Origin of the sequence: Rhodococcus sp. W8901 (assembly GCF_013348805.1) — a bacterium.
In the GTDB taxonomy this organism is placed as follows: domain Bacteria; phylum Actinomycetota; class Actinomycetes; order Mycobacteriales; family Mycobacteriaceae; genus Prescottella.
The window spans coordinates 2,927,589-2,944,357 of sequence record NZ_CP054690.1 but is presented as its reverse complement, the minus strand read 5'-3'; the positions used below and the strand labels follow the sequence as shown (position 1 = coordinate 2,944,357).

The following is a 16,769-nucleotide window of genomic DNA, read 5'->3' as shown; positions in this document are numbered from 1 at the left end:
CAACATCCTCGCGACCGCCTGACCGGCCCAACCTGACTCGAACAACGCTACCGCTGTGACCCGCTGGTCCTCGGACAGTGAACTCGTCGGCCCCAAAACTGCTCCCCGGAAGTCGGAACTGAATTTCTCAGTCCAACTTCCGGGGAGCAGTTCAATGCTCGCAGGCCCCTTCTCATTTCGTCGCTGCCGCGCCATGGCTTGCGCTGGCGATCTGCAACAAATCCTCGGAATGTGCCTCGAGTCGTGGCACACTGGACAGCCGGAAGTCAGTCAACGATCAGGAAGGAGCAGTCGGATGTACACCAACATGTACTCGCAGTGCATGCAGCACCGGCTGATTCAGCGCCTGGTCCGGATTTCCGAAAACCCCGGCACTGCAGCTGGATTCCGCGTCCTCTGACGCCCCTCTTCTCGGGGCGTGTTCGCCCCCGAGACGACACTCACCTTCCGGTGACCTGTTGGCCGACCCTGGTCGGCACGGGCCACGCACACCTCGAGAACCCGCCACTCCCCCTGCGAGAGAACGCAGGTTGTCGATTGTCATGGCCCGCACATCCCCCACCGCGATCACCGCGATCACCTGGATGAACACCCGCGTACGCGTGCTCAACGCGACGTACGAAGAGTTCGACGTCGTACCCGCCGCACGCGCGGTGGTGCTGGTCGCCGAAGAACTCGCTGTCACGCTCGTCGAGCACACGCCGCGGTTCGTGGTGCGCTCCCAGCACGTCGCGATCCCGCTCCCCCGCACGATCCAACTGCTCGAGTACGTCCACACCCCGCCCCGGCCGATCGTCGACGACGACACCCGGGCCACGTTCCCCGCGATCCTGGCGCGCGACCACTACCGGTGCGCGTACTGCGGCCGCAAGGGCGCGGACACCGTCGACCACGTGTTCCCCAAAAGTCGAGGCGGAGACGAGTCGTACGCAATCTCGTCGCCGCCTGCGCCCCCTGCAACCAGGTCAAGGCCGACCGCACACCGGAGGAGGCCGGCATGCCGCTGCTGTGGATCCCCCGGGCACCCCGAGCCGACCTCAAGCGCCAGCGCGCGATCTGGCGCGACCTGGCCCCCACCCCGTGAATCGCCTTGAAAGGAGGCACTACCTATGACCACCATGATGACCCTCGCTCACCTGCTGCCGGCCACCGACGACACCACCGACTGGGACGTCGCCGCCTGCTGAGGCGACCGCCACCCCGACCGATGGTTCCCGGACCCGAGCGAGGACTTCGACTATGCCGCCCGCGTCTGCGCCCGCTGCCCCATCGCGGCGGCGTGCGGCGCCTACGCGGCCGCCACCCGCCAGTCCGGTGTGTGGGGCGGGCGCGAGTACCGGCGTGGCCGCATCGCGCGGTAGCTGACGCAACGGCTCGCCAACCGCGGGGTGAACCAGGTGCTCCAGGTTCACCCCGCTAGGTGTACCTGGCCATCAGGTTGGTTGCAGTCGGCTGATCGGTGGGAGTCCTCCGAGTGCGCTGTGGCGTCGTCGAGTGTTGTAGTACTCGAGCCAGGGTGCAAGTGCGTGGGCGCGTTCGCTGTTGCTGGTGAAGACCTGACGGTAGGCCCACTCGGTTTGCAGGGTCCGGTTGAGGCGTTCGACCTTGCCGTTCTGCCACGGGCAGTGCGGTCTGATGAACTTCTGCTTGATCCCGTGTTCGGCGCAGACTGCGCGTAGGGACCATCGGTAGGCCCAGGCGTTGTCGGTCATCAACCGCTCGATTCTCGTGATGCCGCGGTCCGCGAAGTAGTCGATCGCACGGGTCAGGAAACCCGAACAGGTGGAGCCCTTTTCGTCTGGGAGGATCTCCGAGTAGGCGAGTCGGGAGTGGTCATCGACGAGCGAGTGGACGTAGTCGAATCCGGTCCGGGTGCTGCGGTCGCGGGCTGTCGATCCGGCGGCTCGTCCGTGTGCGCGCCATCCGCCACCGTCGGGGATTCTGCCGAGCTTTTTGACGTCCATGTGCACCAGTTCGCCGGGCCGCTCACGTTCGTAGCGCACGGCGGTGGTTTTCGACGAGCGGATCACCTGACCGGTCATCGGGTCCAAGTCCGCCAGGTGTGGCACCTGGTGGCGCCGTAGGACTCGGGAGACTGTGCGGGCCGGCACCCCGAGTTCTGCTGCGAGCCAGTCCGGCCCGCGTCGCTCACGCACACGGAGCTCGACGATCCGGGTCTCGACTTCGGCTGCGGTTCGGGTCGGCATGGTGTGCGGGCGGGAGGACCGATCGTGTAACCCGGCTTCGCCCTCGGTCTCGTAGCGGGCCACCCACGTCGACACGCACTTCCGGGATATCCCCATTGCGCTGGCGATATGCGCTTTCGGCCAGCCATCTCGGTAGCGCTCGACGATGAGCAATCTGCCGAGATATGTGGTTCGGGCATTACGGTGGGACACGAGAACCTCCGAGCGGATGTGGGCCTTAGACAAGCCACACCCCACTCGGAGGTTCTCTTCACATCAAGCCGACACGCCCGCTACCAACGTCCTGACCGGGTACAGCTAGGCGCGTGCTGGTTGCGTACGCGTGTCGACTACGGTCCAGCCATGGGTAGCCCCGACCGAGCATCCGGCACTGCCGACGACGAACGCAGACAGCGCCTTTCTGTGCGTGTCGCCTCAGGGCCCACCCTCTACTGGGTGGCCGGGGTTGTCATGGGCTACTACGCATCCGAACGAATGAGCTGGGAATCTGGCGAGACGTACTGGGAGAACGCTTTCAAGTGGATCAACCTACCGTTCTTCGCCGTCCTCACAGTCGTGTGTCTACTAGCCGAAGTCCTGTACCGCGCAGACAGACTCCCGACGCTGCGCGCGCTCGCGCTGGCGCCCTTCATCCTGATCCAACTCCGGTTCGCGCTGCGGCTGCTCTACTACCCGATCGCCGGGCTCCTATGGATCGGTCTTGGCAGCGCAATTGCACTCACCGTCGCGGCAACCAAATTCGGTCACCCCCGCAGGCTGTAGCCGTCAGTGTCGGCCGATCGCCCGCGCAGCTAACCCTCCGTATCCGCGCTTCGGAGGTCTCAGTGGATCGGGCCATCCCCGCGAGCGTCAGCGGCTATCGGGCATCAGAAGCAGCGCCAGGTGGCTCCTTACTCGAGCCCGGCAGCCTGCACTGAATCGAGCACCTCCGCGGCGGTGAGCCCGAGGACGGGTGCCAGAGCACTCAACTCGCGAATGTCGACGGAGTGCGCGAGGTTCTCGATTGCGGTGTACACCTCTCGGGACACGCTCGAGCGTTCGACCATCTCGTCCACGGTCAACCCGCGCGCGATCGGCTCGCGACCGTGACTTTTGTCGTCGTCCGAGACTGTTCCGGTTTCGCGCAGGTCGTGGTGACCGACCCTGCGATCCGTGACGAAGTCGCGAACCTGCCGGACTGACCTGGCGCCACCCCACACGCCAGGCCGTGTGGAAGATCGCAGCGGCCGCCATGGCCGGATTCCGCAAGCACCTCGACGAGGCAGGCTTCACCGAAGTCACGACCCCCAAGATTGTCGACCAGTCTTCGGAGTCCGGAGCCAACGTCTTCACGGTCGACTACTTCGGCTCGCCCGCCTACCTCGCGCAGTGACCCCAGCTCTACAAGCAGATGCTCGTCGGGGTGTTCGAACGCGTCTACGAGATCGGACCGGTCTTTCGGGCGGAGCCACACGACACAGCCCGGCACCTGGCGGAGTACATCTCCCTCGACGTCGAATTCGGTTTCATCGACGATCACCGCGATGTCCTCGCGTTACTACGGGACACGCTCGCTGCCGTCATCGACCACATCGGCGACACCGCTGGCGACGACGTGGATGCTCTGAGCATGGACTTGCCGGCGGTCCCCGAGCAAATGCCGGTCCTGCACTTCACCGACGCGCTCGAACTTGTCGGAGCCCCCCCCTGGGTGAACCTGACCTGTCGCCGGAGCATGAGCGCACCCTGGGGAAGTGGGCCAAGGCGGAGTTCGACTCGGATTTCCTTGCAGTGGAGGGCTACCCGTCCGCGAAGCGGCCGTTCTACACCCACCCGCAACCCGACGACCCCCGTTGGACCAACTCGTTCGATCTGCTCTTCCGCGGACGCGAACTCGTCACGGGCGGACAGCGTCTGCACAACCACTCCGACTACGTCTCAGCACTCGAAAACAGGGGCGAGGATCCCGCGAACTACTCCTCCTACCTGGAAGCAATGTCACACGGAATGCCCCCACACGGCGGCTTCGCCATCGGCCTCGAGCGACTTGTCTCACGACTACTCGAAGCCGACAACATCCGCTACGCCACCCTGTTCCCCCGGGACATCCACCGCGTCCAACCCTGACAGCACCGGCGGTGCGGGCGGGACTTGCCCGCACCGCCCCAAGCTCGACACGGTGCCAACTACTTGACGCAAGACATCATTCTTCGACATACCCGGCGATACCCACGCAAGACGGAACGGACGACGCCTGATGGCACCACTATTTTCGGGCAAACTCGTGCGAGTCCAATCGATCATTCGAGATGCTGCCCCGACTCCGTGTCCACCCGTGAACGACCCTACGGTGCGCGAGTTGGTGATATGCCCTCGGTTGGGTGGGCGATCTTGCTGTCTCGGCGTCCACTGGTCCGGGGGAACCTCACTGGTTCGACGGAGCGATAGCCGATCACCGCAGCTGCGGCTGCGACCACGACGGCGCCCACGCTGACCACCCAGGTCCAGCCACTGAGCCGCAGTGTGGCCACACCCGCTCCGAGCGCCGCTGTGGGGAAGAGCGTCAGCAGGCTGGCAAGGATCGCGATCACGGCAGCTGCGGCGACCCCCGCAGCAACTTCGACGATCAACCGCGTCGTCCGCTGCGCACGTGTCGTGCCCTGCCTACGCAGTGCGTGCAGCGCGCTCTTGCGGCCATAGACACCAAGGACGATGGATCCGGACAGCGCAGCGGCGCAGTAGACCACGAGGACCGCAATGACCAGTGCGGAGCTGGGATCAACCTCGACCCGCCCCTGAGCGCTCAAGCCGCCAAGCGATGCCGTGCTTCCGGCGTTGTTGGCACCGGTGACGAGGCGCGCGGCCGAATACGGCGCATAGCTGGCCGCGGCGACCGTCGTGTTCGGCATCAGCATCTGGCCGAAGATCAGGTCCCGGTCGTAGGTGAACCGCATCGTCAACGTCTGTGTCGACCCGTCCGGTAGCGGGACGGGGTACCGCTGGCCCACGTTCCAACCACGTTTGCCTGCCAGAGACGTCGACGCTGCGAACTCATCGGCCTCGAGGCCCATCGCGGCCCCGGTGGTGTAGCCGGGATCGAGCAGACCACTTGCGAGCATGGCGGAGGGCACGCCCACCACCGTCCAATCGGCGTCGTCTGGGGTGTCAGCGCCGGGGATCTGCTCACGAATGAGCGCATCCCCGAACTCGGTGGCGGGCTCTCCCGACGCCTCCACGCCCACGGTGCTTTCGCTCGCCTGATACTCGTATGCCGCGCCGAGGGTCGGCTGCAACCCGAACAAGGTCGAGACAAGGGCTACGGCAACCAGGACCGGTGTACCCACCGAGACGATGAACCCGTCGTAAAACTTGATGTCGGCGGCAACGAGTCTGCCCAGCCGACGATCGACAACCGCCCATCCGGCGCCCATCAGGCTGGCCAGCGGCACCACGATCCACGGCGCGAGCAACGCTGCGATGGGCGCGAGCAACATCACCATCGAGAACCCGATCATGGCCCCGGACACACGGTCCAACAGAACCATCGGCACGATCATCGTCGCGCTGGCCGCGATCAGAAGCAGCCCGCCGATGAGTCGCCCCTTCGTCCGCGAGGAGCGTTGCCGGCGAGGAGGCCGCAACGCATCCGACGGCGCACACTTCCAGACCCGACGCATCGAGACGCTGCCGGACAGGACCGCAACCGCGAGCACCGCCAGTCCCGACAACAGCACCCCGGCCAACAGCCCGAATCCGAGACGCCACGTCACGCGCGGGTCGACGACTCCGGTGCGATGCAAGAACGTGAGCAGGCCCCAACTCGCCGGGACGCCGCACACGAGACCAACGATGGTCGGAATCACGGCGGCACCCAGAAACGTCTGCAGGTGCAGCCGAACCGTCTGCACCCGGCTGGCGCCGACGGCGCGCACCACCGCCAACGCCGGCAGCATGTGCACGGTCACGAGCGCCATCAGCGATGACAACACAACCACAGCGAGGAGTACGACGAACCCCGTGATCGTCGAAACTGCCTCCAATGCCCCTGCGAGATCAGGTGTCTCGACAATCCCCAGGTCGCGCGCCACCGCGTCCATGTTCGATGCCAACCAACCACAGCCCGCGGCCACACCTGCGGTGTCCGCAGCCGCCGAGCCTGCCCCTGCCACCGCGATCGCAGCCGCGCGGTCGCTCCCGGCGATTCGTTGAAGAACGTCATCGTCGACGACTACGGCCGCGAGAAGGTCGCTGCGAGCAACCTCGGTGTCGGCCGAATACGCCAACCCCTCGACGCGCCGCACGTCCGCCGTGTGTGGCTGTGCTTCGACGGTCATCGTCTCGGTGAGCGAGCGGCCGACCAGCAACGTGGGAACCCCATCGACGGTCGCGCGGCGAATCGTGATCGGTGTCGCGCGAAGCGCGGAGTCCACGTTCTGCAGCCGAGTCTCGACCTCTGCTGCCGAGCACGACGACGAAGGAGTCGACACCAAGGCCGCGGTGTCGGCACGAAAGGCTCCATCGGTGCTCGGCTTCGTGGACGCGAACAGTCCGAGCAACGCCCCGAGGGCCGAACACACGAACGCGGTCGTGAAGACGACGAACGCGACCGCCCGCCAGGCCGCGGAATCGTTGCGCCGCAGTGACTGACCGATGATCGACGCGCCGGTCATAGCTGCGCTCGGGCAGTCAACTCGCCGTCGACCAGTTCCAGCACATCGTCCGCGGCTCGGGCCGCCCGTGGATCGTGGGTCACCACGATCACGGTCGCCTGATGAACGACGCACAAGTCGCGTAGGAGCGCCATCACCTCGGCCGCACTGTGGTCATCCAACGCCGAGGTCGGCTCGTCGGCGAACACCACGGACGGACGCATCACCAGCGCCCGCGCGATCCCGACGCGCTGCTTCTGGCCGCCCGAAAGTTCACCCGGCAGCCGCGAGGAGAGGTCTCCGAGGCCGACGCTCCCCAGTAGATCCTGCGCTCTGGCGGTAATCTCCCGCATCGGCGCACCCGACAGTCGAGCCGGCAGAAGGACGTTCTCGATCACCGGCAGCGACTCGATCAGCGAGTGCTGTTGGAAGACGAACCCGACCTCCGATCTGCGGAGCTTGGCGAGCTTCCGGTCCGGCAGGAGCGTCAGGTCGATGCCGGCGAGCCGCACACTGCCCGAGGACGGTTGAGCCAACCCCGACGCGCACTCGAGAAACGTGGTCTTACCGCTGCCGGACGCACCGAGCACGCAGTACAGCCGGGACACATCGAAATTCGCATTGACACCGTCGAGGACCAACGGGCCCACCGGATCGTACTGCTTGGACACGTTGCAGAGCATCAACCGCTTGATGTTCCCCACCCCCGCTTCATTGATTTCAAGCTCGCTATTGGCAACGAAGCCCGAGACACCCACTAGCCCAACAACATGCGTTCGGATCACGAGGGCGTAAACCGCAACCACCGACCATACCGGCCGTCCGGCTTTTGTGGAAGCTCGTTGGGCTCGCGTAATGACCGCAAACATGAGACAGGAAGACTGCGCCGCGCAGATCGATGACCAGGGCATCACCATCAAGCGCTAGTCGGCGTCCTGCGTACCCGGCCGGCACGTGTGACCGAGTCTGGTGACCTTACTTGCCGGGCTGTTGGTATCACTCGCACGTCGCGAACCGCTGCCGCGTCCGGGCAGCCTGAACAAATTGCCAACTACATTGGCCATAAAGGCGCCGCACGGTCGTCATCTCAGTTGTCACTCCGCAGGTCAGAACTCCGAGAAATGGCAACTACGGTGGCGATTCACCCGGATGTGAATCGCCACGCTGGTCGGCAAATCGCCACCACAGTTGGCAGAGCTGTCACCGCGCTCGGCAAATGGACGGTGCAGTCGGTCCGGCCGAGTGCGCCGGTGCCCGCTCGACTCGAACGTTCGGTGCCTGCGGAGTTCGGATCTCGGCGCCTTCTCCTTCCATCCAGCTGGCAGTGGGTCGACGGCGAGCGCGGTGTCATCGTCAACACCGAATCTGTCGCGGCGTTCGAGGGTCAGATCGGGCAGGCCGCATACTCGGCATCCAAAGGCGGGATAGTCGGTGCCACGCTGCCGATCGCGCGAGATCTGGCGTCGCTTCAGATCCGGGTGAACACGATCGCCCCGGGCCTGTTCAAAACTCCGCTGCTCGGCACTCTCCAGTCGTAGGACACCGCCACGTCGACGGTCTCCGTGTGCAGGATCGAGCTGTACGAGGCCATAACGTCGGTGTGGAGTTGGGTCGCCGGTGGCGGTTCCCCGGGAAGGCAGCTGCAGTGCCAGCCTGCGGTGGACTGACGACCACACCTGCTGCGTCGGCCCCCCGGGCGCTCTCCCCCTCCCCGGGGCTCCCACCCGTCTATTCGTCACAGTGGCGTAATGATCGGTTCCCGCGTACCACGCGAATGACGCTGGTTGTCCGAATCGTTCGAGGTCACGGCCCGGACCGCGCGCTCATGGGACAATGGCGGTGTGTCTCGCCGTGCGAGTCCGGGTGCAGACCCGGGCGCTGGTACTCAACTCGGGCAACACGAGTTGAGCCTCGATGCATGCCGGACACGAGATCAGCTCGAGAAGCTCGTGCACGCGATACTCGATGTCACGACCGGACTGGATCTCGACGACACCTTGGGCCGCGTGGTCGAGTCGGGCATGCGGCTGACCGGTGCTCGATACGGGGCGCTCGGTGTCCGAGAATGTGGACAGACCCGCTTGGCGCAGTTCATCCACCGTGGGATCGACCCGGCGACCGTCACCGCTATCGGTGAACTCCCCCAGGGCCGCGGCGTTCTCGGCCTGGGATTCGAGGAGCAGGCGGTACTGCGCCTCGACGACGTCGAGCGGCATCCGTCCGCGGTGGGGTTCCCGCCCGGTCATCCTCGGATGCGCACCTACCTGGGTGTACCGATCCGGGTGCGCGGAACTGTGTTCGGGAATCTGTACCTGACCGAGAAGCGGGATCGGGCCTGCTTCACCGAGGACGACGAGAACACCGTGCGGGCATTGGCGTCGGCGGCCGGCATCGCGATCGACAACGCGAGGCTTTACGAGCAGTCCGAGTCGAGACGCAGTCGGCTCGAGGCGCTGCGGGACGTCAGCACCGAGTTGCTCGCCGGCGGCGATCCCGCGTATGCGGTGCAGGTGGTGGCCGATCGTGCGCGTGAACTGACCGATGCCGACCAGAGTTTCGTGGCGGTGCCGTCCGATCCGGATCTACCGGCGGACGATGTGGACTACCTCGTGATCACCGTGGCGTCGGGTCCCGAGTCGACGAGGGCCGTCGGCCAACGGATCCCGGTGGGCCGGTCCAGTTCCGGCGCGGCCTTCCGGACCCGGACGCCGAACAGTACCGACCATCTCGAGTACGACGCATTCGGCAGCGCGGTAAGGGATTTCGGTCCCACGTTGATCGTGCCGTTGCGGGCGTCCGACCTTGTCGTCGGCGTTCTGGTGACGCTGCGGCGTCGGGGACGTTCGTCGTTCGATGCGGACCAGTTGGCGCTGATGACGTCGTTCGCGGATCAGGCGGCCCTGGCGATGCGACTGGCCGCCGCACAACGTGAACAGCAGGAGCTGTCGTTGCTGGCCGATCGTGACCGGATTGCACGGGACCTGCACGACCACGTGATCCAGCGCCTTTTCGCGGCGGGGCTGTCTCTGCACGGCACGCTCAGGTTGATCGACTCCCCCGCGGCGCGTTCACGTCTCGACGCGACCATCGACGAACTGCAGGCCACCGTCGGCGACATCCGGACCGCTATCTTCGACCTCCACGGCGGCGATGCGGCGGCCGAGTCGTTGCCTGCCCGGTTGCGCCGGGCGGTGGCCGATCTGACCACGGAGAGTCGCATCGGTACGGAGGTGCACATCGGCGGAGGCCTCGACACGGTCGGCCCGGTGTTGGCCGATCATGCCGAAGCCGTGGTCCGGGAGGCGGTGAGCAACGCGGTCCGGCATTCGGGGGCCGACCGGATCTCCGTCGACGTGCGGGGCGGGGACCGACTGTCGGTGGAGGTCGGGGACGACGGCCGTGGTGTCGCCGATCCCCCGGATCCGAGCGGCCTGGTCAATCTCGCCGCGCGGGCGGACGAGGTGGACGGGGAGTTTCGGTTCGATTCGACTGTGGGCGTCGGCACGCGGGTCCGCTGGTCGGCGCCGTTGCCGCGGTGAGCGGGTGACCGTGGCGGCCGAGGGCCAGTAGTGGAAGAGTCCGCTGCACGGGCAGTTCCTCGGCGACGTGGAGGTCGGCATGGACACGGGCACGGATTCCGACGCGGGTGAGGACACGACGGACGACGCCGGCCGGGGTGCGATCGTGGTCGGCGTCGACGAATCCGAGGCGGCGTTCGACGCGTTGCACTGGGCGGCGGGCGTCGCGCGGCGGCGACGGATGCCACTGCACGTCGCACACGTGCTGCCGACTCCCGGGGTCTACCTGAGTGAGGCCGCGGTGCTCATCCAGGCCCAGTTCACCGAGCAGTTGGACGAGGCGGCCCACCGCGTGTTGGCGCGTGCCCGGCAGGAACTCGGCGCCGTTCATCCCGGCGTCGAGTTCACGACCGGGATCTATCCGGGGCCGCCGTCGGCGGCGCTGCTCGACGTCGCGGACGAGGCCGAGCTTCTCGTGCTGGGAGCCACCGGGGCGGGCACGATCGGTGCGGCGCTCGTCGGTTCGACGGGGCAGCGTGTCGCGAACCATGCACGGTGCCCCGTCGTGGTGTGCCGGGGCGGGCGCACCGGACGCGGGGACGCCCGCCCGGTGGTGGTGGGCGTGGACGGGAGCGAGGCGAGCACCCGCGCGGTCCGCGCCGCGTTCGCGTTCGCTGCCCTGTTCGGGGTTCCGCTCGTGGCGGTGCACGCGTGGGGCCCGGACCGGCCGATAGATCGCTACAGCGCGTTTCGGTTGGTGGACTGGCCGCGGGTGGCGGCCGAGGAACGAGCGGTCCTGTCCGAGTCGCTGGCGGGGTTCGCGACCGACCATCCCGAGGTGGAGGTCGTCAGTCACCTCGAGCGACGCAGTCCGGGGAAGCTGCTGCTCGAACACTCCGAGCAGGCCCAGTTGGTGGTGGTCGGTAGCCGGGGGCGGAGCCGGCTCACCGGTGTCGTGCTCGGGTCGACGAGCCAGAACCTGCTCCATCACGCGAGTTGTCCGATCATGATCTGCCGGGTCTCACCTCGGTAACGCTGCGAGGCACCACCTCGGTGACATAGGACCCTGCCTTCCTCGCACCGAACGGAGTCGAATGGAGTGGCGACCGATTGCGCGGTCTCCACGACAGCGAGGAGTGATCATGTCCAGTGTTCCGGCCCGGCGCCGTTCGGTGTTTCCGGACCTGTCCGAACTGTTCGACGCCTTCCCGGTGACAGGGTTCCGACCGCCGTTCGGCGGCAATCTGATTCGTGTCGAGGATCGGGTCGAGAACGACCGCTACATTCTGCGGGCCGAGCTTCCGGGGTTGGATCCGGAGAATGACATCAAGGTCAGTGTCGCCGACGGTCAACTGACGATCGAAGCGGAACGGTCCGAGGAGAAGTCCGAGGGCGGTCGGTCCGAGTTCAGCTACGGATCCTTCAGTCGCACGGTGGCGTTGCCTGCCGGTGCCGACGAGGAGAAGGTGGACGCGAGTTACTCGAAGGGCATCCTCGAGGTGACGGTGGGGCTGACGGCGAAGACGTCGGGTGCCAAGCAGATCCAGGTCAAGCCGGTCGACTGACCCCGGGCGACCGATCGCCGGGGGCGGAGCGGACGACCAACAGCGGACACGTCACGGTGTGCAGCAGCGCGGTGCTGGTGGATCCGAGTGTCATGCTCTCGAAGCCGCCCCGCCCGCGGTTTCCGACGACGATCAGCCGGGCACCGTTTCCGCGCATCAGGAGATTGCGTACGGGCCGGTCCTGCACGACGATCGGACGGACGGCCACGTCCGGGTACTTTTCCTGCCACCCGGCCAGGCTTTCCGCGAGCACGGCCCGCTCGGCGGCCTCGGTGGTCAGCCACGGGAGACGGCTGGTGCCGGCGGACGGATCGAACGGGGAGCCGATCGACAGGTCGCGGTCTGACCACGCGTGTACCGCCACCAGTTCCGCACCGTGCAGCGAGGCTTCCTCGAACGCGGCGGCGACCGCCGGTTCACTGGCGGCAGTGCCGTCGACCCCGACGAGGACGGGGCCGTCCACCGGGGGCTCACCGGGGTGGGGCCATCCCGGGATCACCGCGACCGGGCAGTGGGCGTGCCGCACGAGCGCCGAGGTGACGGATCCGACGAGCCCGCCGGTGAACTCCCCCAACCCGCGGGTCCCGAGGACGATGGTGCGCGCGGTCCGTGAGTGCTCGAGCAGCGCGTTGACGGGGGTGGACTGCGACAACTCGGTGCGGGTGTCGACGGTGCCGCCGGGGATCTCGGCGGCCGCGAGCGCCACCGCGTCCTCGACGGCCCGCTCACCGGAGATCCGGAGGTCGTCGGTGAACGGCGACGACATACCGATGCCGCCGGGGCTGACACTCGACACGAGGAGCAGGGGCGCACCGTGGGCGTCGGCCTCGTGCGCCGCCCAGCGAACGGCGTCACGCGAGGTGGGCGAGCCGTCGACACCGACGACGATCGGGCCGTTCGGCAGGCCGTTGGTCATGGGGTTCTCCTCGGTGGTGCGGGCCCGGTCTCGCGGTGTGCGAGCGCCCGCACCAGTTCGAGGCGGGTGATCATCCCGATCGGCGTGAACCCGCGGACGACGGGCACCGCGCAGGTGCCGGGTTCGCCGAGGGCGGCTGCGACGTGCTCGATATCGGTGTCGGCGGTCATGGCGAGGACGGGTGTGGCCATTGCATCGGTGACGCTACCTCCGACGGCCTCCCCGATGTCGGACGATTCGAGAAGGTTCCGGATCCGTTCGAGCACATCGGTGGCGGTGACGAGGCCGACGAGGTGCCCGGAGGCGTCGACGACCGGCAGCGAGGTGTCCGGGGTGCCGGCCAGCAGTCGCACCGCCTGCGCGAGCGTGGAGTGCTCGCCGACGACGACGATCCGGCTGGTCATGATGTCGCCGGCGCGCATCGGTCAGGCCTCCCCGCGGGAGGGCCCGCGGGCGTGTTCGAGCAGGACGCGCTGTTCGGCGGACGCGATCACGTGACGGGTGTGTGCCGCCGAGTCGGCGGTGACCGAGACGGAGGTGATGCCGCGCCGCACGAGATGCTCGGCGAGTCGCGGATCGGTGGAGACGGCCTGTCCGCACAGCGACGTGGTCAGGCCGGCGCGGCGGGCGGTGTCGATGATGCGGTCGATGGCGTCGAGGACGGCCGGGTCCATCGTGTCGAACAGGTCCTTGCAGATCTCGGAGTCCCGGTCGACGCCGAGCATCAGCTGGGTCAGGTCGTTGCTGCCGATGGAGACGCCGTGGATCCCGAGCCGGGCGTACGCGGGAATCCAGTACGCGACGGACGGCACCTCGGCCATGATCCAGCGGAGCATGCCGTGGTCGGTGCCGAGCGGATGGGCGTCGAGTTGGGCGAGGCAGCGGGCGAGTTCCCAACGGGTCCGCACGAACGGGATCATCAGGTGCACGTTCGGTAGGTGCCGCCGGACCCGGTGCAGCACGTCGAGGTCGAGTGCGAACAGTTCCGGTTCGCGGACGTACCGGAAGCAGCCGCGGTATCCGATCATCGGGTTGTCCTCGTCGGGTTCGACGTCGCCGCCCTCGAGTTCGGCGAATTCGTTGGAGCGCAGGTCCACCGCCCGGTAGACGACGGGGCGGGGCGCGAAGGCCGCGGCGATGTGTTCGACCCCGGCGGCCATCTCGTCGATGTACTCCTGGCGCCGCCCGTCGGCGATCATCGCCGCGGGGTGGGCGCCGCCGAGCGCTCCGGTGATCATGAACTCGGCGCGCAGCAGCCCCACCCCGTCGACGTCGGTCGCGGCGACGCGCTCGGCGGCGTCGGGTGTGGCGAGGTTGACGTACACGGCAGTGGCCGTCGTAGCCGCGGGGGCCGCGCGCACCGGTTCGGCTGTGCGGCCGGGTTCGGGCTCCGTGGTCGCAGGGCGCGCGCCGGCGTGGACGGTGCCGCGATCCCCGTCAACGGTGACGAGGGTGCCGTCGGCGATCGTGGTGGTCGCGTCGTGGGTTCCGACGACGACGGGACGGCCGAGTTCGCGGCCGACGATCGCGGCATGACAGGTCACTCCCCCGCCGTCGGTGACGATCGCTGCGGCGCGGCGCAGGACCGGCAACCAGTCGGGGCGGGTCATGGGTGCGACGAGGATGTCGCCGTCGGCGAGGCGGGCCGCGTCGGCGAGTTCGGTGAGGACCCGGGCGGTTCCCGTGGCGGTGCCGGGGCCGGCGCCGAGTCCGTGTGCCAGTGGGGTTGCCCGGTCCGCTGTTCGTGCCGCGGGTGCGGACTGCCCGCTGTCGCCGAGGGTGGTGATCGGGCGGGTCTGCACGAGCCACAGTTGTGGTCCCTCGAACGCGAACTCGAGGTCCTGCGGTTTGCCGTAGTGGGCTTCCACCGACGCGGCCAGCTTCGCGACCTGCACCACCTGGGTGTCGGCGAGCACCTGGCCGGTGGCGTCATCGGTCGAGAGTTCGACGCGGCGGTCGCCGGTGTCGGAGGGTTCGATCGCGAAGGCTTGGGTGCCGAGGTGTCGGTCGAGGACGGTGAAGCCGTCCTTCGCGACCACGTAGGTGTCGGGTTCGACCTGTCCGCCGACGATCACCTCGCCGAGGCCGAGGGCCGACTCGATGACGATCCGGTCCCGCGCGCCGGTGCGGGGGTCTGCGGTGAACGCGACGCCGGAGCGATCGGAGCGGACCATGCGCTGCACCACGACCGCGATCGACGGCTCGTCGTCGTACTTGCGCAGAATCCGATAGGTCAGTGCCCGTGGGGACCACAGCGACGCCCAGCACTTGCGGAGCGCGTCGATCAGGGCGTCGACGCCGACGACGTCGGTGTAGCTCTCGTGGATTCCGGCGAACGAGGTGTCGGCGGCGTCCTCGGCGGGCGCGGAGGAGCGCACCGCGACCGACACGTCGTCGCCGAGGTCCCGGTACGCCCGCTGGATCTGGTCCTGCATGTTCTCCGGGAGAACGACGTCCCGGACGAGGCGCTGCAGTTCCTCGGCGGCGCGGGTGATCCGGGCGTCGTCGGCGGTGCGGGATGCGACGCCGCGCGCGGCGAGGTCGGCGCGGATACCGGCCGCGTCCATCGCCGCGAGGTACGCGTACTCGGGAACCGCGAAGCCCGGCGGCACCGGGAAGTGGTTGCGGGTGAGTTCGCCGAGGTTGGCGGCCTTGCCGCCGACCGACGGTGCGTCCGCGAGACCGAGTCGGTCGATGGACGCGGTCCAGCGCTGTTGTGTCCGGGCAGGCTGAGCGGTCATGGTCCGAGCTCCTCGGTCGGGACGCGGTGGTCGGTCACCGTCTGCTCTTCAGCAAACACCTGGCCGGGTGTGCTCGACAGGGCCCAAGGTCATCGGACGTGCCTGGCCCCGCGCGGTCGGTGCGCGGTCGGTGCGGAAAGGGCCCTTGGGCCCTTCCCCGGTCCGTGGCGCCGCGACGAGACTCGGTTGATGATGGCAGCCGGTGTGGCACTCCAGTCCATTCGAGAGGCAGTCGAGACGGCCTGCCGGGCGCCGTCGTTGCACAACAGTCAGCCGTGGCGGTGGACCATGTCCGGCGGCCGACTCCAGTTGCACGCCGACGGCTCCCGTTCGGCTCCTGTCGCCGATCCGATCGGCCGGCAGATGGTGATCAGTTGCGGTGCCGTGCTGCACCATTTCGCGGTCGTGATCTCCCGGTACGGGTGGGGCGCGGCGGTCGAGCGACTCCCCGACTCGCGGAACCCGATGCACCTGGCGACGGTGGCGTTCGAGCCCTTGCCCCGGTCGCGGGCCGCGGACACCGAGAACCGGTCGGATGCGTTGCGCACCGCGATCGCCCACCGGCGCACCGATCGCCGTCCGTTCGCCGCCCCGCGCCCCGCGGATCTCGTCGGCGTGGACGAGGATCTGGTCCCCCGGTTCGGGGCGTCCTTGACGATGCTCGGCGAGGACGGCCCGTCTCGGATGGCGGAGGCGGCGCGGAACAGCGCCTCGATCCGCCGCTACGATCCGGCCTACCACGCCGAACTGTATTGGTGGGCGGGTCATCGGCTGCCCGACCAGGGTATTCCCGGCGCGGCGCTGCCGGCCGAGGGCGCCGTCCCGGTCGGTCGCGAATTCCCGGTGGGTACGCTCGCGTCCCCGGAATCGGGCCCGGACCGGGCCGCGCTGGCCGTGATCAGCACCGAGGCCGACACCCGACTGGACTGGCTGCGCAGCGGTGAGGCGCTGTCGCACGTCCTGCTCACGGCCACGTCGCGAGGCCTGGCCACGTGCCCGCTGACGCATCTCACCGAGGTGTCGGCGAGCCGGGCGCTGGTCGGTGATGCGGGTGCCGACGCGGGTGAGCGATTCCCGTTCCCTCAGATCGTGGTCCGTATCGGCGCCCGGCCCGGTGGTGATGCGCCGCCGATGACGGGTCGCCGTCCGGTCGACGAGGTGTGGCGGGCGTGAGGATCGAGAGCGTACGCGGCG

12 protein-coding genes and 5 pseudogenes are annotated in these 16,769 nt (G+C 68.0%); 9 read left to right on the top strand and 8 right to left on the bottom strand.

The window, feature by feature from the left end:
* Nucleotides 1-6: 6 nt before the first annotated feature.
* Nucleotides 7-195 (bottom strand): annotated as a pseudogene (locus HUN07_RS27455) (hypothetical protein); the annotation flags it as partial.
* Between the two features lie 347 nt (nucleotides 196-542).
* Here HUN07_RS27455 and HUN07_RS13825 point away from each other — a divergent pair.
* A pseudogene (locus tag HUN07_RS13825) lies at nucleotides 543-1,084 on the top strand (HNH endonuclease).
* A 121-nt stretch (nucleotides 1,085-1,205) separates the two neighbouring features.
* Nucleotides 1,206-1,361, top strand: a pseudogene (locus HUN07_RS27600) (WhiB family transcriptional regulator); the annotation flags it as partial.
* 72 nt (nucleotides 1,362-1,433) lie between these two features.
* On the opposite strand, the gene HUN07_RS13815 reads toward HUN07_RS27600, so the two are convergent.
* Entirely contained in the window at nucleotides 1,434-2,399 is a 966-nt protein-coding gene (locus tag HUN07_RS13815; RefSeq protein ID WP_174907568.1) for an IS481 family transposase, read from the bottom strand.
* A 243-nt stretch (nucleotides 2,400-2,642) separates the two neighbouring features.
* Between HUN07_RS13815 and HUN07_RS13810 the strand changes: the two genes are divergently transcribed.
* Entirely contained in the window at nucleotides 2,643-2,969 is a 327-nt protein-coding gene (locus HUN07_RS13810) for a hypothetical protein (RefSeq protein WP_174910316.1), read from the top strand.
* A gap of 128 nt (nucleotides 2,970-3,097) precedes the next feature.
* Here the strand turns inward: HUN07_RS13810 and HUN07_RS13805 are convergent, their stop codons facing one another.
* Nucleotides 3,098-3,253: a hypothetical protein gene (locus tag HUN07_RS13805; protein WP_174907154.1), complete on the bottom strand. Its 156-nt coding sequence runs from the start codon at nucleotides 3,251-3,253 to the stop codon at nucleotides 3,098-3,100.
* 185 nt (nucleotides 3,254-3,438) lie between these two features.
* Here HUN07_RS13805 and aspS point away from each other — a divergent pair.
* A pseudogene (gene aspS, locus HUN07_RS26950) lies at nucleotides 3,439-4,313 on the top strand (aspartate--tRNA(Asn) ligase).
* 218 nt (nucleotides 4,314-4,531) lie between these two features.
* Here the strand turns inward: aspS and HUN07_RS13795 are convergent.
* Together HUN07_RS13795 and HUN07_RS13790 are read right to left on the bottom strand one after the other, a co-directional pair.
* On the bottom strand, nucleotides 4,532-6,856 hold the full coding sequence (locus tag HUN07_RS13795) for an ABC transporter permease (protein WP_174910314.1): 2,325 nt from the start codon (nucleotides 6,854-6,856) through the stop codon (nucleotides 4,532-4,534).
* The gene (locus HUN07_RS13790; protein ID WP_174910312.1) at nucleotides 6,853-7,704 is read right to left on the bottom strand and encodes an ABC transporter ATP-binding protein; all 852 of its coding nucleotides are present in this window, start codon (nucleotides 7,702-7,704) and stop codon (nucleotides 6,853-6,855) included. The genes HUN07_RS13795 and HUN07_RS13790 overlap by 4 nt, the downstream gene beginning before the upstream one ends.
* Before the next feature lie 459 nt (nucleotides 7,705-8,163).
* Here HUN07_RS13790 and HUN07_RS13785 point away from each other — a divergent pair.
* The 4 genes and pseudogenes from HUN07_RS13785 to HUN07_RS13770 form a co-directional block, all read left to right on the top strand.
* A pseudogene (locus HUN07_RS13785) lies at nucleotides 8,164-8,364 on the top strand (SDR family NAD(P)-dependent oxidoreductase); the annotation flags it as partial.
* Between the two features lie 375 nt (nucleotides 8,365-8,739).
* Entirely contained in the window at nucleotides 8,740-10,374 is a 1,635-nt protein-coding gene (locus HUN07_RS13780) for a GAF domain-containing sensor histidine kinase (protein WP_174910310.1), read from the top strand.
* 79 nt (nucleotides 10,375-10,453) lie between these two features.
* A complete protein-coding gene (locus tag HUN07_RS13775) occupies nucleotides 10,454-11,386 on the top strand; it encodes a universal stress protein (protein WP_174910308.1) in 933 nt (310 codons plus the stop codon).
* A 109-nt stretch (nucleotides 11,387-11,495) separates the two neighbouring features.
* Complete coding sequence (locus HUN07_RS13770; protein WP_114722467.1) at nucleotides 11,496-11,918, top strand: Hsp20/alpha crystallin family protein; 423 nt, start codon at nucleotides 11,496-11,498, stop codon at nucleotides 11,916-11,918.
* Here HUN07_RS13770 and HUN07_RS13765 read toward each other — a convergent pair.
* The 3 genes from HUN07_RS13765 to ppsA are packed head-to-tail and all read right to left on the bottom strand — an operon-like array spanning nucleotide 11,902 to nucleotide 15,575.
* Nucleotides 11,902-12,834 (bottom strand): universal stress protein, encoded by a 933-nt coding sequence (locus HUN07_RS13765; protein ID WP_217487126.1) that lies wholly within the window; start codon nucleotides 12,832-12,834, stop codon nucleotides 11,902-11,904. The two genes, HUN07_RS13770 and HUN07_RS13765, sit on opposite strands and share 17 nt — an antisense overlap.
* Nucleotides 12,831-13,256 carry a CBS domain-containing protein gene (locus HUN07_RS13760; RefSeq protein WP_174910306.1) on the bottom strand — a complete coding sequence of 142 codons (426 nt, stop codon included), beginning with the start codon at nucleotides 13,254-13,256 and terminating at the stop codon, nucleotides 12,831-12,833. The genes HUN07_RS13765 and HUN07_RS13760 overlap by 4 nt, the downstream gene beginning before the upstream one ends.
* A gap of 3 nt (nucleotides 13,257-13,259) precedes the next feature.
* Nucleotides 13,260-15,575 (bottom strand): phosphoenolpyruvate synthase, encoded by a 2,316-nt coding sequence (gene ppsA, locus HUN07_RS13755; RefSeq protein WP_174910304.1) that lies wholly within the window; start codon nucleotides 15,573-15,575, stop codon nucleotides 13,260-13,262.
* Between the two features lie 189 nt (nucleotides 15,576-15,764).
* Here ppsA and HUN07_RS13750 point away from each other — a divergent pair, with 189 nt between their 5' ends.
* Complete coding sequence (locus HUN07_RS13750; protein ID WP_254622500.1) at nucleotides 15,765-16,748, top strand: Acg family FMN-binding oxidoreductase; 984 nt, start codon at nucleotides 15,765-15,767, stop codon at nucleotides 16,746-16,748.
* The last annotated feature ends 21 nt before the right edge of the window (nucleotides 16,749-16,769 follow it).

Excerpts from the sequence above, each read along its gene's own strand:
- ppsA (WP_174910304.1), bottom strand. The coding sequence starts at position 15,575 with ATGACCGCTCAGCCTGCCCGGACACAACAGCGCTGGACCGCGTCCATC.
- HUN07_RS13805 (WP_174907154.1), bottom strand. The coding sequence starts at position 3,253 with ATGGTCGAACGCTCGAGCGTGTCCCGAGAGGTGTACACCGCAATCGAG.
- HUN07_RS13795 (WP_174910314.1), bottom strand. The coding sequence starts at position 6,856 with ATGACCGGCGCGTCGATCATCGGTCAGTCACTGCGGCGCAACGATTCC.
- HUN07_RS13765 (WP_217487126.1), bottom strand. The coding sequence starts at position 12,834 with ATGACCAACGGCCTGCCGAACGGCCCGATCGTCGTCGGTGTCGACGGC.
- HUN07_RS13770 (WP_114722467.1), top strand. The coding sequence starts at position 11,496 with ATGTCCAGTGTTCCGGCCCGGCGCCGTTCGGTGTTTCCGGACCTGTCC.
- HUN07_RS13760 (WP_174910306.1), bottom strand. The coding sequence starts at position 13,256 with ATGCGCGCCGGCGACATCATGACCAGCCGGATCGTCGTCGTCGGCGAG.
- HUN07_RS13750 (WP_254622500.1), top strand. The coding sequence starts at position 15,765 with ATGATGGCAGCCGGTGTGGCACTCCAGTCCATTCGAGAGGCAGTCGAG.
- HUN07_RS13775 (WP_174910308.1), top strand. The coding sequence starts at position 10,454 with ATGGACACGGGCACGGATTCCGACGCGGGTGAGGACACGACGGACGAC.
- HUN07_RS13790 (WP_174910312.1), bottom strand. The coding sequence starts at position 7,704 with ATGTTTGCGGTCATTACGCGAGCCCAACGAGCTTCCACAAAAGCCGGA.